We start from the raw sequence: 21,649 nt of genomic DNA, 5'->3' as shown, positions 1-21,649 counted from the left end.
GTTTTATTATTAATTTAACAATGCAATCAGTCGCGGCAGCGCGCCAGGGGACATAAGCGCACAGTCGCGGATAACGCTCTCGCCTTCGAGGCCCGGAAGCAGCTGCAAAATGGCGCGCAGCTTGGCGTCGAGGTCTGTCGGCCGGGCGGCGGTTTGCTTTCTTGTGACTATGTCACTTATTTGCCTTCCGTCCTGCAGCGTCAGGGTCAGGCGATGGAAGCGCATCTCCGGATCGAGCGCGTCCGGCGGGGCCGCAGGATCGGCATGGCGCTCAACTTTTGCCGCCAGGGCGGCGATAGCCGCATCGACCGGCTGTTCGCCGTAATGCGTCAGCGCGACCTCGCCGTGGTATAGCGCATCGGCGATGACGTATTCGAGGCTAAAGCGCGCTTCCACACCGGTGGCCGGTTGGCGAATATAGGGCGCGGTATCTGCGCCGGGCGGAAAACTGACCTCAACCAGGGCGATCTCTGCAAGGGCGTCGCCTTGTTCCAGCAGCCGCTCGCGCAGGGCGAGCGCCGCCTCGGCCGCGCTGTGAGTGCCACCGCAGGTCGGGTAGCGCTTGAACTCCAGCCCCGGCTGCAGGATGCGCCAGGGCGCGCCCCAGCCGGCGGTCAGGCATTCCGGTTTTTGCCGGCCGTCGCCGTGGGAAGCCAGCAGGCTGTCCAGCACGCCCTCCGGTTGGCCGATGAAACCGGCCTGAGCCAGCAGGGTGGCGTTGACCGCGTTGCGTGCCGCCAGGCCGGCGTGCAGCGGTTTGGCCGCCGAACCGAACTGGCTGCGCAGGCCCGCCGCCTGGGTGGCCGCCAGGCCGAGAGCAATCTGCGTTTGCCGCTGGTCAAGCTGCAGATAACGCGCCACGGCGGCGCAGGCGGCGACCGCGCCCAGGGTGGCGGTGCTGTGAAAACCCAGCACGTAATGTTGCGTGCCAGCGGCCAATCCCAGCCGGCCAGCGGCCTCTACGCCGATGACATAGGCGGTTAACAGTTCAGTGACATTGTCACTCTCACCGTTCAGCGCCAGCAGGGCGGAGAGCACTACGGTGCTCGGATGGCCACGCAGCGCAGGATGGTAATCATCGAAGTCCAACGAGTGGCTGACATAGCCATAGCGCAGTGCGCGGTTCTCACTGCCGTTCGGCGGAAACGTCGTGCCGATCGCTGCCAGACCGGCATCGCTCAACGCCCCGCGGGCAATCGGCAATGCGCAGGCGAAGTAATCTTTCACGCCGCGGCGAGCGGCTGACAGAGCGGTTTGATCCGGCTGGCTGTTCAATATCAGATGAGCGAATTGGGCGGTTATCGATAATGACAAGGCGTTAACACCTGAATTTATAGATGGTTATGCACGAGTGCGGGGTGAAAGGTATTGTGTGGCGGTTTTCTTTGTCCCGAAAGAACGAACGGCGCTTCCATATCGCTGAATGGAATATCACGACGGCACTGCGCCGCCGTCAGGGCTGCTGGCAGGCGCGGCAGGCTGCACTTTAGCTATTTTTGTGCAAAGCAAAGCTGAATTTGTTCTAACGCGGTAGAGGACTTAGGCCGAGAAAAGGCGAACGCTCATGATGTCGATAAATGCCCTGAGACGCGGTGTAAGATGTTTGCTGGAAGGCCAGAGAATTTTGAGACTGCCACTGTGTCGGCATTGGTCGCCAAGCACGGGTTGGAGCCGCTGCTGCTCCAGCGCCTCCCGTACCGCGAAATCGGGCAGGCAGGCGATGCCCAGGCCCTGTTCCGCCAGGTAAATCAGCGTGTCGACGGTATTGCATACCGTGCGCTTGCCCAGGCCTTCGTCGAGCAGTTTATCTCCGCCCGCCACCGGCCAGGTCTCGACTTTGCCGGTGGTGGGGAATCTGTATAACAGGCAGGCGTGATCGCGCAGTTCTGCCGGCTGGCGGGGTATTCCCGCCCGGCGCAGATAGTCCGGCGCCGCCACCAGCTGTAGGTGAAACGTGCCCAGTTGGCGGCTCATTAAGCGAGAGTCCTCGGTATCGCCCACGCGGATCACCGCATCGAACCCTTCTTCGATCACCGCGACTCGACGGTCGGAAAAATCGGTTTCCAGCTCAATCTCCGGGTAACGCCGAACAAATTCCGCCAGCACCGGATTCAGCAGGCCGCCCACCAGCGGCAAACTGACACGCAGCTTGCCGCGCGGGGCGCTGTTCGTATCGCTGATTTCCCGTTCCGCCGCCGCCAATTCCCCGAGAATGCGCTGACAGCGGTGCAGAAACAGCCGGCCTTCGGCGGTCAGCGTCATGCTGCGCGTGCTGCGGTGAAACAGGCGCGTGCCCAGCCGGTTTTCCAGGCGGGCGATGCTTTTCCCCACCGCGGAAGCGGAAATGCCGAGCACGCGCCCGGCCTCAACGAAACTCAGCGTCTCCGCGGCCTGCACAAAGACGCTCACCCCAGACAGATTATCCATTGCTTGCCCTATTACGGACGTGAGTGTCCGCTATGAAAGGAAATCTAGCCTGTTTTTTCGTTAATCGCCACGCCCTATGCTCGGTGGCGACAGCATGGGCTGACTATCTGAGGTAATAAAGATGAATGAATACGGATCCTCCGCCAACGCGATTGACGGCGCGATAGAGCAAGCCTTGCGCGAAAAACGATTGGTTGGCGCGGTCGTTTTGGTGGCGCAGGGCGGTGAGATCGTTTATCGCCGCGCGGCGGGCATGGCGGATCGCGAAGCGGGCAAGCCGATGGCGCTCAATACGCTGTTTCGTCTGGCCTCGGTGTCCAAACCGATCGTGTCCACGGCGGCGCTGGCGTTGATGGCGCAAGGCGCCATGCGGTTAGACGATCCGATCACGCGTTGGCTGCCGAATTTTCGCCCGCGGCTGGCGGACGGCACCCAACCGTTGCTGACGCTATGGCATTTGATGACCCACACCGCCGGATTAAGCTACCGTTTTTTCCAGCCGGAAGGGGGATTCTATGCCCGGCTCGGCGTCTCCGACGGCATGGATGACGCGTCCGTCAGCCTGCAGGAAAACGTGCGGCGCATTGCCTGCGCCCCTTTGCTGGCTCCGCCCGGCGCGGCGTGGCGCTATTCTATCGCCACCGATGTGCTGGGCGCGGTTATTGAACAGGCGAGCGGCCTGCCGCTGGCGCAGGCGGTCAACAAATGGGTGACCGGGCCGTTGGCGATGACGGATACCGATTTCCTGGCGGTGGACGCCGCGCGCCTGGCGGCCGCTTACGCCGATCATCCCGGCGAGCCACGCCGCCTGCGCCAACCGGATCGTTTACCGTTCATCGATGGCAGCGCCGGTTTTCATCTGTCACCTGCGCGTGCGCTGGATCCGTTGGCGTACGCCTCCGGCGGCGCCGGCATGGTCGGCTCGGCGGAGGATTTCCTGCGCCTGCTGGAAGCGTTGCGCCAGGGAGGAGAGCCGGTGCTGCCAACCGAGTGGGTTACGGCGTTCACCAGCAACCAAATCGGCGATTTGCCGATGCCGTTTTGGCCGGGGCGCGGGTTTGGCCTGGGCATCACCGTGCTGAAAGATCCCGTCGCTGCGCACACGCCGGAGTCCGTTGGCAGCTGGCGGATGGGCGGCACCTATGGCCACTCGTGGTTCGTCGATCCTGCCCGGCAGCTCAGCGTGGTGGCGTTTACCAACACGGCGCTGGAAGGGATGTCCGGTGCCTTTGTCGGCGAGATTTGTCAGGCGGTCTATGCCGCGACGGGAGCGATGCAATGCGCCTGATGCCGCCGATTTTCTTCCTCGCGCTGGGGCTGTTCGGCGTTTACTGCATCGAGTTCGGCGTGGTGGGCATTTTGCCGCTGATCATTGCACGGTATGGCATCTCCACGGCGCAGGCCGGCTGGCTGGTCGGGATCTTCGCCCTGACCATTGCGCTGCTCGGGCCGCTGTTGGTGCTGTTGGCGTCGCAATTCAATCGCAAACGCATGTTGTTGATCGCGTTGACCGTGTTTGCGGCGGCCAGCGCGCTGTCCGCACAGGTGGACAGCTTCGCCATGCTCATGCTGCTGCGCATTGTGCCGGCGTTGTTTCATCCGATCTATTTTTCACTGGCCATGGTGGCGGCCGCGTCGCTTTATCCGCCGCATCAAGCTCCCAAAGCAACCGCCTATGCGTTCATCGGCACCAGCATGGGCATGGTGCTGGGGATACCGCTGACGCAATGGCTCGCCGGACAGTTCAGCTATGAAGCGTCGTTCAGGTTCTGTGCCTGGGTGAACCTTCTGGCGGCGCTGGGATTGCTGTGGCGTTTGCCTGATGCGGCCGTACAGCGCCTCAGCTATGGCAAACAGTTGGCAATCCTGCGCAGCGGTACGCTGTGGCTGAATATCACTACCTGCGTGCTGATCTTTGCCGCCATGTTTGCCGTCTATGCTTACGCGGCCGAGTACCTCAGCCGCGAAATCGGTCTCAGCCGCGGCGTCATCGGCTTTCTTCTGGTGGCGTTCGGTGTGGGCGGTGTCGTGGGCAACCTGTTGGCCGGCAGATGGCTGAGCCGCCATCGTGCGGTGACGGTGCTGCTGCATCCGATAGCCTTGATTGCGGCTTATGCGCTGCTGTATCGCTATGGCAGCGTGAATATTGGCTCGATGACGGCGCTTTGCCTGTATTGGGGAGCGGCGCACACCAGCGGTTTGATTGTCACGCAGATTTGGCTGACCGCCGAAGCCCCGCAAGCGCCGGCGTTCGCCACCGGGCTGTATATCGCTTTTATCAATCTGGGGGTGGCGGTGGGGGCGCTGGCGGGCGGCGGGTTTATCACCGCGTGGGGGCTACAGGGCAGCCTGCTGTGCGGAGCCTTGTTCGCCGCGCTGGCGGTGATTACGATCGCCGCCAGGCTGCGGTTACAGCGGCAGGCTACCGTTGCGTTGCGTCGATCATCGCCATCACCTGCCGGAACATCGCGCTTTCCGCATCCGCCAGCTCGTTGACCAGCGTAAAGTGATTGCAGTGACGGTCGGCCAGCAGCTGGACGTCGAGGCCATGCGCCAGGCAAGCGTCATAATAGGCCTGCGTCTGGTTTTTGAAACCTTGCGTTTCCCGCTGGCCGACGTCGAGCAGGATCTGCGGCGCATGGTCTTTCGCCGGCAGCAGAAACAGCGGGCTGAGGGTTTGCGCCTGTTCGGGCGTCAGGTGCAGCCAGTCGTTGATGTAGATATCGCACAGCGGTCGCAAATCGTAGAGGCCGCTCAGCGCCAGCGCGCCTTTGATCGCGTCGGGCAGCAGGCGATAGCGTTGTTGCCAGCCGTCGGCGATCAGCATGCCGCACAGGTGACCGCCGGCCGAACTGCCGCTGACGAAAATGCGCGCCGGATCGATGCCGAAAGGCGCCCCGTGATGATAAAGCCAGGCGACGGCGCTGCGCACCTCATGTACGATCTCCGCCAGCGTCGCTTCCGGCGCCAGCGTGTATTCCAGCGTGGCGACCGCCACGCCGCGGCGAGCAAACGCGGCGGCCATCGAACAGGCTTCCTCTTTGCGCTGTGAATGCCAATAGCCGCCATGAATAAAGATCAGCAGCGGAGCGGGTTGTGCGCTGGCCGGGAACAGATCGAGGCGCTCGGCGGCGCTCATGCCGTAGCGCAGGTCGTAAATGCCGGGCGTCTGCGCCTTGGCTCGCTGGGCCAGCGCGGCGTATTCCGCCATGCAGGCGTCAAAATCCTCCACCGAAGCGCGGGCGTTGTATTGCACGGCGCGTGCGCTCAGGTCTTCAAACGTCAGATCGATGTTCATGCCTTTCTCCGGATTGTTATGTGTTATGCCTTCATCATCGTCCCGCAGGCGAAAAGATGTTTGATCGCCGGTGCGCACAATTGCGACTTCTCCATTGCTGTTATCTGCTGTATATTGCTGTTTTATGCTTTTTACTGCGGAATAAGCCCATGCACAAAGCGGCAAGGCAGCGCCATTTACTGGATTTGCTCAGCGAACGCGGACAGGCGGCGGTGGCGGAATTGGCCACCGCCATCGGCGTTTCGGTCGATACCGTGCGCCGCGATCTGGCCGATCTCGAGCGGCAAGGGTTGGCGCAGAAACATCACGGCGGCGCGATCGCGCTCGAACCGTCCGGCATGCCACGTCAGGCGCGCGCGGCGCTGTTGCCGCAGATCAAGCAGCGGCTCGGTCGCGCGGTGGCTGCGCAGATCCCGCCCGGCAGCACCCTGATGCTGGACGCGGGCAGTACGCTGTTGGCGGTGGCGCAGGCGTTGCGCGGCCCGGCGACGGTGATCACCGCTTCGCTGGATATCGCGCAGTGCCTGAGCGACAGGCCGGAGATCAACCTGATCCTGCTTGGCGGCCAGTGGGATGCGCGCCAGCGGCTGTTCGCCGGTAGCGCCACGCTGGCGTTGCTGGCGCGCTACCGCGCGGATATCGCCTTGCTGGGCGCCTGCGCGGTGCATCCTCAGCTGGGACTGAGCGCCGGCGAAGAGGCCGATGCAGAGGTCAAGCGCGCCATGCTGGCTAACAGCGGCGAGCGCTGGCTGGTGGCTGACCATATGAAGCTGGATCGCTGCGAACCGCATCACGTGGCGGATCTGGCGCAGATCCAACGCCTGTTTACCGATCGCCCGTGGGACAACCTGGACGAACAGTCATTGATTGAACTTTGTGTCGTCGCCGACGACCGCTAGAGGAGAACACTGATGAACGATACCGCTCGACCGTTGCAGGTGGCGCTGATTGGCTACGGCTTTGTCGGCAAGGCGTTTCACGCGCCGCTGATTAACGCGGTGCCGGGGTTGGAACTGAGCGTGGTGGCTTCGCGCGATGCCGCCAAGGTGCATGCCGATCTGCCGCACGCGCAGGTGATCGCCGATCCGCTGGAGGCCATCCGCCGGCCGGAGGTGGATTTGGTGGTGATCGCATCGCCGAATGCCACCCATGCGCCGCTGGCGCTGGCCGCGCTGGAGGCGGGCAAGCACGTGGTGGTGGATAAGCCGTTTACGCTGGATTTGGCGCAGGCGCGCGCGCTGATTGCGGCGGCGGAGAAGCACGACCGCCTGCTGTCGGTGTTCCAGAACCGTCGCTGGGACAGCGATTTCCTGGGCGTGAAGCAGGTGATCGAACAGGGGCTGATTGGCAAGGTGACGCACTTTGAGTCGCACATCGATCGTTACCGCCCAGAAGTGCGGGTGCGCTGGCGTGAACAAAACCTCCCTGGCAGCGGACTGTGGTTCGATCTGGGGCCGCACATGGTCGATCAGGCGCTGCAGCTGTTCGGCTTGCCGCACAGCGTGCAGGCCAACATCGCCACGCTGCGCCCCAACGCGCAGATTAACGACTGGGCTCACGTGGTGCTCAACTACCCGACGCACCGCGTGATCCTGCATGGCAGCATGCTGGTGGCGGGGGGCGTCTCACGCTTTACCGTGCACGGCGAGAAAGGCAGCGTGGTCAAAGCGCGCGCCGACGGGCAGGAAAGCCAACTGCTGGCCGGCGTGACGCCGGGATCGGCGGAGTGGGGCAAAGACGACGATGCGATGAGCCTGTTTATCGGCACGGAGCCGATGCGTACGCTGCCGACACCGGATGGCGATCAGCGCCAGTATTACTTCCAGGTGCGCGATGCGTTGCGCGGCGCAGGCGCCAACCCGGTCACCGCTGCGCAGGCGTTGGCGGTGATGGCGGTGCTGGAAGCGGCCACCCTGGCGGCGGAAACCGGCGTCACCCAAACTCTCCCGCTCACCGAGGCGGAAATCGCCGCCTGGTGACGGCTCGCGTCAGATAAGGCGTCAGGCGCATGGATACAGTGCATGCCATGCGTCTTCCGCCATCCTGCCCCCTGACATAGGCTTACCCGCAGTCAATGTCAGGAGTGTTCATCATGTTATCCCATCCTTCGCCGCAAGGCGTCCGCGGCATACTGGCCGCTCTTTCTCTGAGCATGCTGCTGTCATCGCTTGGTATCAGCATTGCCAACGTCGGGCTGCCGGCGCTCGCCACCGCGTTCCATGCCTCGTTCCAGGCGGTGCAGTGGGTGTTGCTCTGCTATTTGCTGGCCGTCACCACTTGCATCATCGGCATCGGCCGTTTGGGCGACAGCCTCAATCGCCGCCGCCTGCTGCTGGCGGGCATCGCGCTGTTTACCGCCGCTTCGCTGGTTTGCACGCTGGCTCCGCAACTGTGGCTGTTGCTGGCGGCGCGCCTGGCGCAGGGGCTGGGGGGCGCAGTCATGATGTCGATCGCCATGGCGCTGGCGGGCGAGGCGCTGGGGACGGAAAAAATCGGCCGCGCGATGGGGCTGCTCGGCACGATGTCGGCCGTGGGCACCGCGCTGGGGCCGTCGTTGGGCGGCGCGCTGATCGCCGGTTTCGGCTGGCGGGCGATGTTCCTGATCAACCTGCCGCTGGGCCTGCTGGCGCTGTGGCTCGCCTGGCGATACTTGCCGAATGGGCCGCGCGCGGCAGTGCGCGCGGAACCGTTCGATCGCGCCGGCACGTTGCTGCTGGGCGGCGCATTGCTCTGCTATTCGCTGGCGATGACCCTCGGGCGCGGCGACTTCGGCGCACTCAATCTGGCGTTGATGCTGGGGGCGCTGTTGGCGGGGGCGCTGTTTATCCGCGTGGAGCGCGGCGCCGCATCGCCGCTGCTTGCGCCGTCGATGTTCCGTCATCCGGCCCTGACGGCGGGGCTGGCGGCCAGCGCGCTGGTGATGACGGTCATGACCGCCACGCTGGTGGTCGGGCCGTTCTATCTGTCACGCGCGCTGGAGTTAAGCGCCGCGCAGGTGGGGCTGGTGATGTCGGCGGGACCGGCGGTGGCGATCTTGACCGGCATACCGGCCGGCTATCTGGTGGATCGTTTTGGATCGCAGCGCATTGCCCTGCTTGGGCTGATGGCGGTGGCCGCCGGCGCGGCGCTGCTGTCGCTGCTTAACCGTTGGGGCGTGCTCGGCTATATCGCCCCCATCGCGCTGCTGACCGCCGGCTATGCGCTGTTTCAGGTGGCCAACAACACCATGCTGATGAAAGATCTGTTTCCTGAACGGCGCGGGCTGATCGCCGGCATGGTGAACCTGTCGCGCAATCTCGGGGCGATCACCGGCGCGTCGGCGATGGGGGCGCTGTTTTATCTGGCTTCGCAGCAGGTCGCGGGCACTGCGGCCGCCGCGGCTTACGGCATGCGGGTGACCTACGGCGTGGCGGCGCTGTTGGCACTGGCGGCGTTGCTCATCGCCTTCGGTGGCCGCCGCCTGATGCTGCGTTACGGCGCGCGCTGAACCGCGTAGCGTTCTTGCACGAAACCGTTGTCCGATGAGGTGACGGCAAGCAGGCGCAGGCGCTGCTCCGGGCCGTCGGTGCCGAATAAGGGGATACCGCCGCCCAGCAGCAGCGGCACGCGCGTAATCGTCAGTTCGTCGATCAAGCCGGCCTGCAGGAAGCGCTGCACGGTCTGGCCGCCGTCGATATACAGGTGACGGCAGCCGACCTCGGCCAACCGCGCCACGACGCTGGCCGGTTCGCCGCTCATCCAGCGGACAGGTTCTGCGCCGTGCGGTGCGGGCTGCGTCGACAGCACCACCACCGGCAGTGCGCCATAGGGCCACTCGGGAAAGGCGCGGACTTTTTCATAGGTATGGCGACCCATCACCAGCGCGTCGATGTCGGCGACAAACGCTTCAAAACTCAACCCATTGAGCAGCGAAACCGCGTATTCGGGCCGCAGCAGCCAGTCAATGTCGCCATCCGGGCCGGCAATGAATCCGTCTACGCTGGTGGCGATGTAAACCGAGCATTTCATCAGGCGAGATCTCCCCGATAAACCACATGCACCTTGTTGCCGTCGGGATCGCGCAGGTAAGCGCCGAAATAGCCTTTGCCGTAGTGCGCGCGCTCGCCGGGTTCGCCTTCACTGCTGCCGCCCGCCAGCAGACCGGCGGCGTAGGCGCGTTTAACCGCCAGCTCGTCGGCGGCGAGAAAGGCCAGCATGCTGCCGTTGCCGGCGCTGGCGGGCTGTCTGTCGAAGGGTTGGTAGGCGTAAAAACGCGGCAGCGTTTGGCCTGGCATCACCCAGCAGCGGGCGGCGGGGCCGCCGTCCGGCGTCACTTCCCGCCGTTGTAAACCCAATGGCAACAGAATGGCGTCGTAGAACGCGGCGGCGGCATCCAGATCGCTGACGCCGACGGTAATATGGCTGAACATGGCGCGTTTCCTTTCCCAAGAGAGAATAATGAACGCCTAAAACAGTAGCAGCGATATTGCAGGATGGACAGACCGCCGTGGAGGATTCGGATTAGGGACGCGCGCAGGGGGAAGCGCGCTTCACGGTTTGCGGGGCAGGCCGCCGTTCAATTGCTCTCGACTCGCGGATTGGCGTGGGTCGGCTGGCTGGGATAATCCACCTGATGCTTGTGCAGATAATCGCGGATCAGCTGACGCACCACCTGGGAAGGGGTGACGTCCTGCTGCAGGCACAGCTCTTCCAGGGCTTTCTTCTTGTCCGGGTCAATCAGCACCGTTAGCCGCGCCGTTTTCTTTTCCATCAGGATCCTCCAGAGAATGATGACTGAATGATAATACCATGTGGACGAAGCGGCCAGCCAGACCGCGTCGCCGCTCGTTCTTAGCGGAAATGCAGCCGTTCTATCTTGCGTGACAGGTAGCCGAGTTCGCAGTTGAACAGCTCGCCACTGCCGGCGGCCAGCGTGCGAAGCGTGCTGAGCGGCAACGTCACCTGGGCCGGCGTGGCGTAAATGATCACGTTGCCGCTGGGGGCGACGCAAAACAATACGGTGCCGAATATCCGGTGCAGGCTGTGGTACAGCAGGCTGTTCTCATCGGGCAGATCGTGGTAATTGAGCACCAGCCAGCCCCCGTCGTTCAGCCGCGCGGCGCAGTTTTCCAGGAATGTCTGGGTGCCTTGCTGCGGATCCATGGCGAACGCCGAATAGAGATCGGAGAAAATCAGATCGTAACGCGTCTCGGCAGGCGGGCGCACAAAGTCCATGGCGTCGGCGGTACGCAGGCTGATGGTGTCGGTGGCCGGCAGCGTAAAATAGCGGCGCGCGACGGCGATCACTGCGGCGCGCAGTTCAACCACGTCCAGACGCATGGCCGGATCGAGCGCGTGCAGCGCACGCAGCAGGCTGCCGCCGCCTAACCCCAGGATCAACGCCGAACTCGGCGGCTGCCAGGCCACCACCATCAGCATCGCTTTGATGTAGTTGTGGATCGGCTGTGCGGGGTTGCTGAGGCTCATCTTGCTTTGCTCGCAGATGCCGTCAAACCGCAGCGTGCGGTAGTCCTTGTGATCGGAAACGATGATTTCGCCCCAGGCGTCGGCTTCGCGAGCGATCACCTGGCCGCGCGGGGAGAAATCGAGGGTTCTGAGTAAGCTGTCAACCAGAGACATGGTATTCGCAGGGTTCCTTTGGCAAGCGGCCTATTTACGGGCGCACATGAAATCGGCGGTGCAAATGCGCCGGCCATCGATGCTGGCGCGGCCGGTGAAGCGGGCGATCGCGCCACGCCGGCGTACAAAGGCGACCTCCATCAACACCTGGTCGCCGGGACGGGCGGCGCGATAAAACCGCGCCCGCTGAATGGAAGCGAAGTAGTAATGTTCCCCTTCGTTCAACGCCCCGAGATAATAGTGCGCCAGCAGCCCGGTGCTTTGCGCCAGCGCTTCCACCAACAGCACGCCGGGAAAACCGGCGAAGTGCGCATGGCCGTTCCAGAACGTCGGCTCATTGGCGGTGATGTTCTTGATGGCGCTCAGCCGCCCTTCGGCAATGCAGGTGCCGGCGGGCAGCACGCGATCGACCAACAGGCAGGGATAACGATGAGGCAGAATCGCCTGAATATCGTTGAATTGCAGGGGGTGACCGTTTAATGGCATGGAGGTGCGTGATCCTGTCTGCGGCGAATCCGGTGCGGTGGCCGGCGTTCGGTCCATAATGAGTGTAATGACATTATAATAAAATTATCATCAGATGTGCCAGATGAAAGACATGACGGCGGCGACGGTTGGGGAATAGCGAAGGAGGGGATGACACCCGATCCTGACGATCGGGCGTGGCGGCGCGTTTAATGCTTGGAGCGGGTCACCTTGTCCAAATAACCCATCACGAAGGCGGAGAGCACGAAGGTGAGGTGGATGATCACATACCACATCAGCTTGTTGTCGGGCACGTTCTTGGCGTCCATAAACACCCGCAGCAGGTGAATGGAGGAGATGGCGACGATAGATGCGGCGACCTTGTTTTTCAGCGAGGTGGCGTCCATTTTGCCCAGCCAGCTCAGTTTTTCTTTTCCTTCGGTGATATCCAATTGCGAGACGAAATTTTCGTATCCGGAGAACATCACCATCACCAGCAGCCCGCCGACCAGCGCCATGTCGACCAACGACAACAGGGTCAGGATCAGATCGGCTTCAGCGACGGAGAAAATGTTGGGCAGGACGTGCAGGATCTCCTGAAAAAATTTGATAGACAGGGCGACCAGGGCCAGTGAAAGGCCGAAATAAACCGGCGCGAGCAGCCAGCGGGAGGCGTACATCGCGTTTTCTAGCAAGCGTTCCATCATAAAATTGTTTTAAATGCGTAGCAAAAAGGGCGCTCAGTATAGCGCAAGAGGCCTGGGTAAAATCAACCGCTTGCGCCAGTAGAGGGCGATATCAGGCCGCTACGCGCGCCGTTTTGCGCCCGCTGCGGATCCACAGCGCCACGGCCCCCGCCGCCGTCGCCAGCGCCACGACACCCGGCCAGCCCGCGCTTGCCAGAATGCGGCTGCCGAGGGCGGCGCCGGTCGCCATACCGATGAATACGCCGGTGAACAAGAGGGCGTTCAATCGGCTGCGAGCTGCCGGATCGAGACCGTAAACGATGGTTTGATGCGCGATCAGCGTAGCCTGGATGCCCAGGTCGAATCCGACGGCGCTCAGCGCAATGAGCGCCAGCTGCGCCGGGAGCGGCAACAGCGGCAGCAAAAACATCAAGGCGAAGGAGGCCAGAACCAGTCCCGCGCCGATACGGGTCACGACGTCAGGGCCGTGCCGATCGGCCAGACTTCCCGCCAACGGCGCCGCCAGCGCCCCCGCCGCCCCCGCCAGGCCAAACGCGCCGGCGGCCGCGCTGCCGATCTGGTAGCGCTCCGCCAGCATCAACGCCAGCGTTGACCAGAAAGCGCTGAAGCCCAATGACAGAAAGCCTTGCGCCAGCGTCGCGCGCCGCAGCGCGGGATACTCGGCCCACAGATGTCCCAGTGAGCGCAGCAGCGCGGGGTAACTCAGCGCGTTATGGGGGCGAAGACGCGGCAACATGCGCCAGATCGCCAGCGTGATCGGCAAAACGCCCAGCGCCGCGAGCGCGTAGACGCTGCGCCAGCCGGCGAACTCGGCGAGCGCGCCGCTGAACACGCGCGACAGCAAAATGCCGGCCAATAGCCCGGTCATCACCGCGCCGACGGTTTTGCCGCGGCTGGCCTCTGGCGCCAGCGTGGCGGCGGCGGGGATAATGTCCTGCGCGACGGTGGCGGTCAGGCCTATCGCCAGGCTGCTGAGCAACAACAGCGGGAACGAGGCGGCAAAAGCGCAGAGTAACAGCGTCAGCGCCAGCAGCGCGCCTTTTACCAGAATGATCCGCCGGCGATCGTACCGGTCGCCGAGCGGCGCCAACAGTAAAATGCCCAGCGCATAACCTAACTGGGTCAGCGTCGGCACCATGCCGGCATCGGCGACGCCGGCGTGGAAATCGGCGCCCATCATGCCAAGCATGGGCTGACTGTAATAGATTGACGCGACGCTGAGGCCGGCGCCGGCGGCCAGCAGAAATACGACGTTGGCGGACGGTGCGCCGTGGGTGGTGGCGGTGCTCATGGCAAAAATTCCTGCAAGGTGAATGTGCGGCCATTTTTACCGCTTGCTTCATTCCGCTGTAGCCCCCTCGCAGGTAAAACTGTTATACACTTAACGTATGAATAAAATTAACTTACCTAACGGCGACCGCATAACTTTGCTGCATACGCTGGTGCGCATCGTCGAAAGCGGCAGCTTGTCGGCCGCGGCGCAGCAGCTGGGCACCTCGCAGCCGACAATCAGCCGGCGTCTGCAGGCATTGGAACAGCTGCTGGGCGCCAAACTGATCCAGCGGACGACCCACGCCCTCAAACTGACCGACGACGGCGAGCGCTGTTACCGCCAGGCGCGGGGGCTGATCGAACAATGGCAAAGCCTGGAAGAAGGGCTTGCTGGCGCGCGCGACGAACCGGTCGGCGTGTTGCGCGTGCGGGCGCCGCACGCATTCGGTCAAGATCAGCTGATCGGTCCGTTGGGCGAGTATTTGCGGCGCTATCCGCAAACTTACGTTGAGTGGACGCTGAACGACCATTCTCCGGACTTTATTCCCGAGGGGGTGGATTGCGCCATTCACGTCGGGGCGGTGACCGATCCGTCGGTCGTGGCGGTGTTGCTGGCGGAGGTGCCGCGCAGCACGGTGGCGTCACCGGCGCTGTTGGCTGAACGACCGGCGATCGTCGATCTCGACGATTTGGCCTCATTGCCGTGGTTGGCGGTAAACAGTTTTTATCGTAATGAGGTCGTCTTGACTCACGCGACCAGCGGTGAACAGCGGCGTTTCGACATCGCGCCGAGGTTGAGCACCGACAGCCTTTATGCGGCGCGCAAGGCGGCGCTGGAAGGGCTGGGCGTCGCGATCGTGTCGTCTTGGGTGGTGAAAGAAGAATTGGCGCAAGGCGCTCTGCAGACGCTGTTACCCCTGTGGCGAGCTGAGCCACTGCCTATTTACCTGTTGTATCCCTATGCCAGCTATTATCCCGCGCGTTTACGCAAATTCATGGAAATGATGAAAGAAACGATGCCGCGCATTCTCGGCGCGCAGCCGCCGACGGGGCGCTGACGGCCTTCAGTGTCTGGCTTTTTTTCCGTCGCTGTGGCCGAGAGAACGATCGGGGAAGCTGTGATCGCGCAGCCGCTGCTTTAACTGCGCCGCATCGGGGAAGCCGCCGTCAATCTTGCGATCCCAAATCATCACGCCATCGACGCTGATTTGGTAGACCCCGCCGGTGCCCGGCATCAGGGTGACGGAGGCGAGATCGTCGCCGAAGGTGTTCAGCAGCTCTTGCGCCATCCAGCCGGCGCGCAGCAGCCAGTTGCATTGTGAACAGTAGTGAATCGTAACGGCGGGTGCGTTTTTCATCGTTGATCGACCGGTTAGTGGTGACGGCTTGCAATCAGCCTGCGGGCTCGCAAGCGATGGTGGCTGTGTATCGCCAAATAGTCAAGCGCCTGCGGAAGCCGCGAGGCGCGGATAACGATGACGGTCGCTATGGCTTGCTTTTGGCAAACCATTCGACCCCGCGCAACATGCCCGCCCAGTAAAATTTGGGTAAAAACCAGGCCTTCAGCCACCAGGCCATACGGCTGGGATGCGTGTTGTCGAACAGAGGAAAGGTGGGGAGTAATTTACTGTCGTAACCAAACTCCGCCAGAACAACCTTGCCTTTCTCTACCGTCAATGGGCAGGAACCATAACCATCATACCGTGCCGCATCAGGAGCGCCGTTAAGCCGGGCCGCGATGTTCTCTGCCACCACTACCACCTGTTTGCGAGCCGCCGCCAGGGTTTTGGCATTTGGCGTGGCGCAACAGTCGCCAACCGCAAAAATCGTCTGCCACTGCTTATGCCGTAGGGTGAATTTATCCACGTCGCACCAACCTGACTCGTCAGACAACCCACTTTGCGAAATGAACGCCGGCGCAGATTGCGGCGGCACTACGTGCAGCATATCGAAGGGCAGTGTCACTTCGCGTTTGCCTTCTTCATCACCGTCCAGAGAAAAGGTTGCTTGCCGACGCAGCCCATCAACGCGAACTAAATTATGCCGGAAGTTGACCTGTGCGTGGTATTTCTTCAAGTAATCGGTCAGCGGAGGAACAAATTGCGGCACGCCGAATACCGCCGCGCCCGCCAGGCAGAAATTGACGTTAATATTATTAAGGACACCTTGTCGCCGCCAGTGATCGCATGAAAGGTATAAGGCTTTTTGCGGCGCGCCGGCGCATTTTATCGGAACCGGCGGTTGAGAAAATATCGCCTCGCCGCCTTGCATTTCACGAACCAGTTTCCAGGTGTATTCCGCAAGATCAAAACGATAATTAGAGGTGACGCCATTCATTCCCAACGTTTCTTCAAGACCCTCTATTTTATCCCAACGTAAAACGAGGCCGCAGGCAACAATAAGAAAGTCGTAGTTTATTTTCTGCCCTTGGCGGGTCTCGACATATTTTTTGCCGGGCTCCACCCTGACCACACTATCCTGAATCCATGCGGTTCCTGGGGGGGTGACGGCGCGCATAGAACGCCGTGTTTTATTGATATCAAACAGCCCGCCGCCCACCAGGGTCCATGCCGGTTGATAATAATGGCAGTCGCTAGGTTCAATTACCGTTATATCAATGCCTTTAACTCGCTTCCTTATGCTTGCCACGACGCTTATTCCAGATGAACCACCGCCAATAACAACAACTTTCTTCTTGGTGTTTATTTTTTCCGGTTTCATGCAGGCCTCCTTTCATAAGAAAGTAGGGGGTTAATGCCCAGATTAAAAGGGAATTCATAGAACTTATGGTTATATTAAAAATCACATATTCGATTTAGCTATATGTAATAGCTAAATCGAATAAGTTATTTGACAATTAATGCGAACTGATCGTTAATAAATACCACAAACACCGTTCAGGAATTAACCCATTGGATTTTTTCCATTTTACTTTTTATACCCTGATGTTATTGGTGATAACCGGAGGAATAGTCGGATTTCTCTTGGCCCTGACAGGCGGAGGCGGCTCCATCGTTTGTGTGCCGCTGCTGCTGTATATGGTGCAAATCCCGGATACGCATTTGGTGATAGGCACCAGCGCCATGTCCGTCGCCGTCAGCGCGCTGCTCAACCTTTTTGCGCACGCCGCCAAAGGAAACGTCCGGTGGCGAACCGGCATTGTCGTGTCGCTGGTCGCGGTGGCCGGCACGCTGGCAGGTTCACAAATGGGAAAAATCACGGACGGGCGCTATCTAACCCTGCCTTTCGCTTTGCTGATGCTGATTGTCGCCGGATTAACGCTGAAAAAAAATCACCGGGCCGGCAACGGATTGGCTTCTCCTGATGCGGCCTTTCATCCCGCCATCGTGTGGCCCTGCGTGTTGGCGCTGGGCGCGGTGGCCGGCTTTCTGGGGATCGGCGGCGGATTTTTAGTGGTGCCGGCGCTGCTCTGGTTTTTCCGCTTTTCGCTGCTTGAAGCGGTGGCCACCTCGCTGGTGGTGGTTTCTGCCATGGGTTTATCGACGAGCGCAAGCTATGCCTTGTCCGGCAAGGTGTCGCTCGTCATCACGTGCTGGCTGATCGTCGGCGGTGTTCTGGGGGGCGTCGTGGGGGTTGCGCTCACCGAGCGCCTGAAGAAACGCGAGGACATTATCCGTGTGCTCTACGCCGCCATGCTCTTGGTGCTGGCCCTTTATATGCTTTTTAAAAGCTTATAAGACAGAAGGAAAAAATATGCGCATCCGTACATACCATCATCAGCTCTCCTTTTCGGGGGCGCCCGCAGCGAGTGATTTCGCTACCCTGCATCAACAAGGCTACCGGCTTATCGTCAACAACCGGCCGGACGAAGAGCCGGGAGAGTATCTTGACCATCAGCAAGAGAAAGCGTTGGCTGAACAAGGGGGGATGCGTTACGTCTATCTCCCTTATACGTTCGATACGCTGACCTGGGAGACCGTTTACACCTTCCAGTTTCTGTTGCGGCAAGGCAAGAAGACCCTGGCGCATTGCAGGAGCGGGGCGCGCTCGGCTTGCCTCACTCTGCTGTATGCGCTGCGCGAAGGGCGGATCGATGAAGCGCAATTCCGCAGCCAATGCGAAGAATATGGCGCGGATGCCGATAAGGCGCTCAGTTGGTATCGCCGGCATCAGCCCGTTCAGTCTCATGCGCAAGTGCATGCGTTTTATGAGCCGGAAAGCGGCAGCCTGCAGTATGTCGTCGCCGATCCCAAGGCGCGTCGCTGCGCCATCATCGACCCGGTGCTGGATTTTGATCGCCGATCGGGCACGGTCTCGCATCAGCAGGCCCGCACCATTTTAAGTTTTATCCAGCAGCGAGGGTGGGGTGTGGCCTGGGTGCTGGATACGCACCCGCATGCCGACCATTTTTCTGCCGCCACCTGGCTGGCGCAGAAAACCGGCGCCCTTACCGGCATAGGCGAAAAAATTACCGCCGTGCAGGGGCTGTGGCAAGACATCTATAATTTGAAGGAACTGCCTCCCGCCGAGACCGTGTGGGATGCGCTGTTTGCGGATGGGGACGTCTTTTTTATCGGCAACCTGCGCGCTGAAGTCTTGCTGTCTCCTGGCCACACCCTGGCTTCCGTCACGTATCACATTGCCGATGCGGCGTTTATTCACGATACGTTTTTCATGCCGGACAGCGGCACCGCAAGGGCCGATTTCCCCGGCGGAAATGCGGAAGCCCTGTGGGATTCGTTGCAGCGGATCTTGAGCCTGCCTGCGGATACCCGCCTGTTTACCGGCCATGATTACCGCCCGGAGGGGCGTGAGGCCCGCTGGGAAAGCACAGTGAGAGAGCAGCGCGAGAACAACCCCTGGGTGGCCAACATGGATAAAGCTCAATTTATCGCGCAAAGAAAGCAGCGAGACGCCACGTTGCCGCATCCGGAATTGATGCTGATGGCGCTGCAGGTCAACATTCGCGGCGGCGTACTGCCTGATTGCGAAGATGATGGGCGGCACTACCTCAAAATTCCTGTTAATCGCTTCAAGGGGTAAATCAAGCCAGAGAGGCGCGATCGTTCACGGCTGCCAATCTCAAGGCGATCGCGCCGTCTGTTAATGGTTTTTTATGAAATAAGCAGACTGATTCATATTTAATTATTTGTTTTTACACAAAACACGCGGCGCTTGCCCTCGCCGAATACAGTCACTACATTAACAACTGTACTTCCCACACTGCTAAGGAAAACACCATGAAAGCTGCCGTAGTGACGAAAAACCATACCGTAGACATTCAGGATAAAGTGCTGCGCCCGCTGAAGCACGGCGAAGCGGCGTTGAAAATGGAGTGTTGCGGGGTGTGCCACACCGATTTGCACGTGAAAAACGGCGATTTCGGCGAGGTGCCGGGCATTACGTTGGGGCATGAGGGCATCGGCGTGGTCTCCGCCGTCGGTGAGGGCGTCACCTCGTTAAAAGTGGGTGACCGCGCCAGCGTCGCCTGGTTTTACCAGGGTTGCGGCCATTGCGAATACTGCGTCAGCGGCAACGAGACCCTGTGCCGCTCGGTGAAAAACGCCGGCTACAGCGTTGACGGCGGTATGGCGGAAGAGTGCATCGTGGTGGCGGACTACGCGGTGAAAGTGCCGGATGGGCTCGATTCTTTCGCCGCCAGCAGCATCACCTGCGCCGGCGTCACCACCTACAAGGCGGTGAAGATTTCCGATATCAAACCGGGGCAGTGGATCGCCATTTATGGCCTTGGCGGGCTGGGCAACCTGGCGTTGCAGTACGCCAAGAACGTGTTTAACGCCAAAGTGATCGCCATCGACGTCAACGACGGTCAGCTGGAGTTCGCCAAACAGATCGGCGCCGATCTGACCATCAACTCCAAAACGCAAAACGCGGAGGAGATCATTCAACAGCAAACCGGCGGCGCTCACGCGGCGGTGGTGACGGCGGTGGCGAAAGCCGCCTTCAACTCGGCGGTGAATGCGGTGCGCGCCGGCGGTAAAGTGGTGGCCGTGGGGCTGCCGCCGGAGAGCATGGATCTGAGCATTCCGCGCCTGGTGCTGGACGGCATTCAGGTGGTGGGTTCGCTGGTGGGCACGCGCGAAGATCTGAAGGAGGCGTTCCAGTTCGCCGCCGAAGGCAAGGTGACGCCGAAAGTGACCAAGCGGCCGCTGAGGGATATCAACGCCATCTTCGACGAGATGAAGGCGGGCACCATTCGCGGTCGCATGGTGATCGATCTCGGCATGGCGAAGTAGGCCACGCGCAAAAAGAAGGCCACCTGCGGGTGGCCTTCTTGTCATTACGCCGGGTTCAGAACAGGCCCAGCGGCTTGGCGTCGTAGCTGACCAGCAGATTTTTCACCTGTTGATAGTGCGACAGCGCCGCCTTGTGGGTCTCGCGCCCGATGCCGGAGTTCTTGTAGCCGCCGAACGCGGCGTGCGCCGGGTACAGGTGGTAGCAGTTGGTCCATACGCGCCCGGCCTTGATCGCGCGGCCCATGCGGTAAGCGCGGTTGATGTCGCGGGTCCACAGCCCGGCGCCCAGCCCGAACTCGGTGTCGTTGGCCAGCGCCAGGGCTTCGGCCTCATCCTTGAAGGTGGTGACGCCAATCACCGGCCCGAAGATCTCCTCGCGGAAGAAACGCATGCTGTTGTTGCCGGTAATCAGCGTCGGCTGCAGGTAGAAACCGTTTTGCACTTCGTCGCCGCGCTGGGCGGGCTCGCCGCCCGCAACGATTTTGCCCCCCTCGTTTTTAGCGATGTCGATGTAGGACAGGATCTTGTCGTACTGCTGTTTTGACGCCTGGGCGCCGATCATGGTCTCGGTGTCGAAGGGATCGCCCTGGCGGATGGTAGCGATACGCGCCAGCACTTTCTCCATAAACTGCGGGTAGATGGATTCCTGGATCAGCGCGCGTGAAGGGCAGGTGCACACCTCCCCCTGATTGAAGAAGCCGAGCACCAGCCCCTCAATCGCTTTGTCGATAAACTCCGGTTCCGCCTGCATGATGTCTTCAAAATAAATGTTCGGCGATTTTCCGCCCAGCTCGACGGTGCTGGGGATGATGTTCTCCGCCGCACAGGCGAGGATGTGGCGGCCGACCGGCGTGGAACCGGTGAAGGCGATTTTTTCGATGCGTTTGCTGCGCGCCAGCGCTTCGCCGGCCTCGCCGCCGAAACCTTGCACCACGTTGAGCACGCCCGGCGGCAGCAGATCGCCGATCTCTTCCATCAGCACGCTGATGCCGAGCGGCGTTTGTTCCGCCGGCTTCAGCACCACGCAGTTACCGCCCGCCAGCGCTGGCGCCAGTTTCCAGGCGGCCATCAGCAGCGGGAAGTTCCACGGAATGATCTGGCCGACCACGCCCAGCGGTTCATAGATATGGTAAGCCACGGTGTTCTGGTCGATCTCCGCCGCGGTGCCTTCCTGCGCGCGCAGGCAGCCGGCGAAGTAACGGAAATGGTCGACCGCCAACGGCAGATCGGCATTCAGGGTTTCGCGGATCGGTTTGCCGTTGTCCCAGGTTTCGGTCAGCGCCAGCATCTCCAGCCGCGATTCGATGCGATCGGCGATCGCCAGCAGCACGTTGGAACGCTCCTGCACGCTGGTTTTGCCCCAGGCGTCCGCCGCCGCATGCGCCGCGTCAAGCGCCAGCTCGATGTCTTTGGCGTCGGAACGCGGGAATTCGGCGATCGGCTGGCCGGTCACCGGCGAGGTGTTGGTGAAGTAGTTGCCGGATACCGGTTCGACAAATTTGCCGCCAATGTAGTTGCCATAGCGTTTACGGAACGAAACCAGCGAGCCAGGCAAACCGGGGTGAACATATTTCATGTGAAGCACCTCTCTGCAGATGATAACCGGCGCTATTGCGCTGCGCCTGTGAGTGCGGCCTGTCGCC

The 21,649-nt window shown here is 61.4% G+C and carries 22 protein-coding genes; 9 read left to right on the top strand and 13 right to left on the bottom strand.

Annotation, left to right across the window (positions count from 1 at the left end; translation table 11 throughout):
• Window positions 1-9: 9 nt before the first annotated feature.
• Both ACMGGK_RS11575 and ACMGGK_RS11570 read right to left on the bottom strand, forming a co-directional pair.
• Window positions 10-1,314 (bottom strand): MmgE/PrpD family protein, encoded by a 1,305-nt coding sequence (locus ACMGGK_RS11575; RefSeq protein WP_420276911.1) that lies wholly within the window; start codon window positions 1,312-1,314, stop codon window positions 10-12.
• A gap of 225 nt (window positions 1,315-1,539) precedes the next feature.
• Window positions 1,540-2,427 carry a LysR family transcriptional regulator gene (locus ACMGGK_RS11570; RefSeq protein WP_239044530.1) on the bottom strand — a complete coding sequence of 296 codons (888 nt, stop codon included), beginning with the start codon at window positions 2,425-2,427 and terminating at the stop codon, window positions 1,540-1,542.
• A 121-nt stretch (window positions 2,428-2,548) separates the two neighbouring features.
• Between ACMGGK_RS11570 and ACMGGK_RS11565 the strand changes: the two genes are divergently transcribed.
• Both ACMGGK_RS11565 and ACMGGK_RS11560 read left to right on the top strand, forming a co-directional pair.
• Window positions 2,549-3,715 (top strand): serine hydrolase domain-containing protein, encoded by a 1,167-nt coding sequence (locus tag ACMGGK_RS11565; protein WP_176063199.1) that lies wholly within the window; start codon window positions 2,549-2,551, stop codon window positions 3,713-3,715.
• Window positions 3,706-4,923, top strand: a complete 1,218-nt coding sequence (locus ACMGGK_RS11560; RefSeq protein ID WP_049299193.1) for an MFS transporter — start codon at window positions 3,706-3,708, stop codon at window positions 4,921-4,923. Before ACMGGK_RS11565 ends, ACMGGK_RS11560 begins: the two co-directional genes overlap by 10 nt.
• On the opposite strand, the gene ACMGGK_RS11555 is transcribed toward ACMGGK_RS11560, so the two are convergent.
• Window positions 4,850-5,725 (bottom strand): alpha/beta hydrolase, encoded by an 876-nt coding sequence (locus ACMGGK_RS11555; RefSeq protein WP_420276910.1) that lies wholly within the window; start codon window positions 5,723-5,725, stop codon window positions 4,850-4,852. The two genes, ACMGGK_RS11560 and ACMGGK_RS11555, sit on opposite strands and share 74 nt — an antisense overlap.
• A 149-nt stretch (window positions 5,726-5,874) precedes the next feature.
• On the opposite strand from ACMGGK_RS11555, the gene ACMGGK_RS11550 reads away from it, so the two are divergent.
• The 3 genes from ACMGGK_RS11550 (at window position 5,875) to ACMGGK_RS11540 (ending at window position 9,212) form a co-directional block, all read left to right on the top strand.
• A complete protein-coding gene (locus ACMGGK_RS11550; protein WP_016927770.1) occupies window positions 5,875-6,624 on the top strand; it encodes a DeoR/GlpR family DNA-binding transcription regulator in 750 nt (249 codons plus the stop codon).
• A 12-nt stretch (window positions 6,625-6,636) separates the two neighbouring features.
• Complete coding sequence (locus ACMGGK_RS11545; RefSeq protein WP_016927769.1) at window positions 6,637-7,704, top strand: oxidoreductase; 1,068 nt, start codon at window positions 6,637-6,639, stop codon at window positions 7,702-7,704.
• A gap of 113 nt (window positions 7,705-7,817) precedes the next feature.
• Window positions 7,818-9,212: an MFS transporter gene (locus ACMGGK_RS11540; protein ID WP_016927768.1), complete on the top strand. Its 1,395-nt coding sequence runs from the start codon at window positions 7,818-7,820 to the stop codon at window positions 9,210-9,212.
• Here the strand turns inward: ACMGGK_RS11540 and ACMGGK_RS11535 are convergent.
• The 7 genes from ACMGGK_RS11535 to ACMGGK_RS11505 form a co-directional block, all read right to left on the bottom strand.
• Complete coding sequence (locus ACMGGK_RS11535) at window positions 9,197-9,733, bottom strand: dihydrofolate reductase family protein (RefSeq protein WP_185976516.1); 537 nt, start codon at window positions 9,731-9,733, stop codon at window positions 9,197-9,199. The two genes, ACMGGK_RS11540 and ACMGGK_RS11535, sit on opposite strands and share 16 nt — an antisense overlap.
• Window positions 9,733-10,134 carry a VOC family protein gene (locus tag ACMGGK_RS11530; protein WP_015377846.1) on the bottom strand — a complete coding sequence of 134 codons (402 nt, stop codon included), beginning with the start codon at window positions 10,132-10,134 and terminating at the stop codon, window positions 9,733-9,735. Before ACMGGK_RS11530 ends, ACMGGK_RS11535 begins: the two co-directional genes overlap by 1 nt.
• Before the next feature lie 146 nt (window positions 10,135-10,280).
• Window positions 10,281-10,475, bottom strand: a complete 195-nt coding sequence (locus ACMGGK_RS11525) for a ribbon-helix-helix protein, CopG family (protein ID WP_004928567.1) — start codon at window positions 10,473-10,475, stop codon at window positions 10,281-10,283.
• 80 nt (window positions 10,476-10,555) lie between these two features.
• Window positions 10,556-11,344, bottom strand: coding sequence for a spermidine synthase (locus tag ACMGGK_RS11520; RefSeq protein WP_049299196.1), 789 nt, complete (start codon window positions 11,342-11,344; stop codon window positions 10,556-10,558).
• A 30-nt stretch (window positions 11,345-11,374) separates the two neighbouring features.
• A complete protein-coding gene (fabZ, locus tag ACMGGK_RS11515) occupies window positions 11,375-11,830 on the bottom strand; it encodes a 3-hydroxyacyl-ACP dehydratase FabZ (protein ID WP_004928563.1) in 456 nt (151 codons plus the stop codon).
• 188 nt (window positions 11,831-12,018) lie between these two features.
• Window positions 12,019-12,513 (bottom strand): TIGR00645 family protein, encoded by a 495-nt coding sequence (locus tag ACMGGK_RS11510; RefSeq protein ID WP_025302805.1) that lies wholly within the window; start codon window positions 12,511-12,513, stop codon window positions 12,019-12,021.
• Between the two features lie 94 nt (window positions 12,514-12,607).
• Window positions 12,608-13,807 (bottom strand): MFS transporter, encoded by a 1,200-nt coding sequence (locus tag ACMGGK_RS11505; protein WP_117286811.1) that lies wholly within the window; start codon window positions 13,805-13,807, stop codon window positions 12,608-12,610.
• A gap of 97 nt (window positions 13,808-13,904) precedes the next feature.
• Between ACMGGK_RS11505 and ACMGGK_RS11500 the strand changes: the two genes are divergently transcribed.
• On the top strand, window positions 13,905-14,846 hold the full coding sequence (locus tag ACMGGK_RS11500; RefSeq protein ID WP_420276909.1) for a LysR family transcriptional regulator: 942 nt from the start codon (window positions 13,905-13,907) through the stop codon (window positions 14,844-14,846).
• A gap of 6 nt (window positions 14,847-14,852) precedes the next feature.
• On the opposite strand, the gene ACMGGK_RS11495 is transcribed toward ACMGGK_RS11500, so the two are convergent.
• Both ACMGGK_RS11495 and ACMGGK_RS11490 read right to left on the bottom strand, forming a co-directional pair.
• Window positions 14,853-15,146 carry a SelT/SelW/SelH family protein gene (locus tag ACMGGK_RS11495; RefSeq protein ID WP_004928553.1) on the bottom strand — a complete coding sequence of 98 codons (294 nt, stop codon included), beginning with the start codon at window positions 15,144-15,146 and terminating at the stop codon, window positions 14,853-14,855.
• Between the two features lie 127 nt (window positions 15,147-15,273).
• A complete protein-coding gene (locus ACMGGK_RS11490) occupies window positions 15,274-16,509 on the bottom strand; it encodes an FAD-dependent oxidoreductase (protein ID WP_420276908.1) in 1,236 nt (411 codons plus the stop codon).
• Between the two features lie 191 nt (window positions 16,510-16,700).
• On the opposite strand from ACMGGK_RS11490, the gene ACMGGK_RS11485 reads away from it, so the two are divergent.
• The 3 genes from ACMGGK_RS11485 to adhP all read left to right on the top strand — a co-directional run bounded on the left by ACMGGK_RS11485 (window position 16,701) and on the right by adhP (window position 20,006).
• Window positions 16,701-17,486, top strand: coding sequence for a sulfite exporter TauE/SafE family protein (locus ACMGGK_RS11485; protein ID WP_033640363.1), 786 nt, complete (start codon window positions 16,701-16,703; stop codon window positions 17,484-17,486).
• A gap of 16 nt (window positions 17,487-17,502) precedes the next feature.
• Entirely contained in the window at window positions 17,503-18,792 is a 1,290-nt protein-coding gene (blh, locus tag ACMGGK_RS11480) for a bifunctional sulfur transferase/dioxygenase Blh (RefSeq protein WP_049299199.1), read from the top strand.
• A gap of 197 nt (window positions 18,793-18,989) precedes the next feature.
• Entirely contained in the window at window positions 18,990-20,006 is a 1,017-nt protein-coding gene (gene adhP / locus ACMGGK_RS11475) for an alcohol dehydrogenase AdhP (protein WP_016927758.1), read from the top strand.
• Between the two features lie 55 nt (window positions 20,007-20,061).
• On the opposite strand, the gene ACMGGK_RS11470 is transcribed toward adhP, so the two are convergent.
• The gene (locus ACMGGK_RS11470; protein WP_049299200.1) at window positions 20,062-21,582 is read right to left on the bottom strand and encodes an aldehyde dehydrogenase family protein; all 1,521 of its coding nucleotides are present in this window, start codon (window positions 21,580-21,582) and stop codon (window positions 20,062-20,064) included.
• Window positions 21,583-21,649 lie beyond the last annotated feature (67 nt).

Source organism: Serratia sp. BNK-33-b (genome assembly GCF_048684565.1).
Classification (GTDB): Bacteria; Pseudomonadota; Gammaproteobacteria; order Enterobacterales; family Enterobacteriaceae; genus Serratia; species Serratia marcescens.
The sequence above is the reverse complement of the archived record's forward strand: the minus strand, read 5'-3'. Positions and strand labels throughout refer to the sequence as shown.

Excerpts from the sequence above, each read along its gene's own strand:
- ACMGGK_RS11570 (WP_239044530.1), bottom strand. The coding sequence starts at position 2,427 with ATGGATAATCTGTCTGGGGTGAGCGTCTTTGTGCAGGCCGCGGAGACG.
- ACMGGK_RS11565 (WP_176063199.1), top strand. The coding sequence starts at position 2,549 with ATGAATGAATACGGATCCTCCGCCAACGCGATTGACGGCGCGATAGAG.
- ACMGGK_RS11560 (WP_049299193.1), top strand. The coding sequence starts at position 3,706 with ATGCGCCTGATGCCGCCGATTTTCTTCCTCGCGCTGGGGCTGTTCGGC.
- ACMGGK_RS11555 (WP_420276910.1), bottom strand. The coding sequence starts at position 5,725 with ATGAACATCGATCTGACGTTTGAAGACCTGAGCGCACGCGCCGTGCAA.
- ACMGGK_RS11550 (WP_016927770.1), top strand. The coding sequence starts at position 5,875 with ATGCACAAAGCGGCAAGGCAGCGCCATTTACTGGATTTGCTCAGCGAA.
- ACMGGK_RS11545 (WP_016927769.1), top strand. The coding sequence starts at position 6,637 with ATGAACGATACCGCTCGACCGTTGCAGGTGGCGCTGATTGGCTACGGC.
- ACMGGK_RS11540 (WP_016927768.1), top strand. The coding sequence starts at position 7,818 with ATGTTATCCCATCCTTCGCCGCAAGGCGTCCGCGGCATACTGGCCGCT.
- ACMGGK_RS11535 (WP_185976516.1), bottom strand. The coding sequence starts at position 9,733 with ATGAAATGCTCGGTTTACATCGCCACCAGCGTAGACGGATTCATTGCC.
- ACMGGK_RS11530 (WP_015377846.1), bottom strand. The coding sequence starts at position 10,134 with ATGTTCAGCCATATTACCGTCGGCGTCAGCGATCTGGATGCCGCCGCC.
- ACMGGK_RS11525 (WP_004928567.1), bottom strand. The coding sequence starts at position 10,475 with ATGGAAAAGAAAACGGCGCGGCTAACGGTGCTGATTGACCCGGACAAG.
- ACMGGK_RS11520 (WP_049299196.1), bottom strand. The coding sequence starts at position 11,344 with ATGTCTCTGGTTGACAGCTTACTCAGAACCCTCGATTTCTCCCCGCGC.
- fabZ (WP_004928563.1), bottom strand. The coding sequence starts at position 11,830 with ATGCCATTAAACGGTCACCCCCTGCAATTCAACGATATTCAGGCGATT.
- ACMGGK_RS11510 (WP_025302805.1), bottom strand. The coding sequence starts at position 12,513 with ATGGAACGCTTGCTAGAAAACGCGATGTACGCCTCCCGCTGGCTGCTC.
- ACMGGK_RS11505 (WP_117286811.1), bottom strand. The coding sequence starts at position 13,807 with ATGAGCACCGCCACCACCCACGGCGCACCGTCCGCCAACGTCGTATTT.
- ACMGGK_RS11500 (WP_420276909.1), top strand. The coding sequence starts at position 13,905 with ATGAATAAAATTAACTTACCTAACGGCGACCGCATAACTTTGCTGCAT.
- ACMGGK_RS11495 (WP_004928553.1), bottom strand. The coding sequence starts at position 15,146 with ATGAAAAACGCACCCGCCGTTACGATTCACTACTGTTCACAATGCAAC.
- ACMGGK_RS11490 (WP_420276908.1), bottom strand. The coding sequence starts at position 16,509 with ATGAAACCGGAAAAAATAAACACCAAGAAGAAAGTTGTTGTTATTGGC.
- blh (WP_049299199.1), top strand. The coding sequence starts at position 17,503 with ATGCGCATCCGTACATACCATCATCAGCTCTCCTTTTCGGGGGCGCCC.
- adhP (WP_016927758.1), top strand. The coding sequence starts at position 18,990 with ATGAAAGCTGCCGTAGTGACGAAAAACCATACCGTAGACATTCAGGAT.
- ACMGGK_RS11470 (WP_049299200.1), bottom strand. The coding sequence starts at position 21,582 with ATGAAATATGTTCACCCCGGTTTGCCTGGCTCGCTGGTTTCGTTCCGT.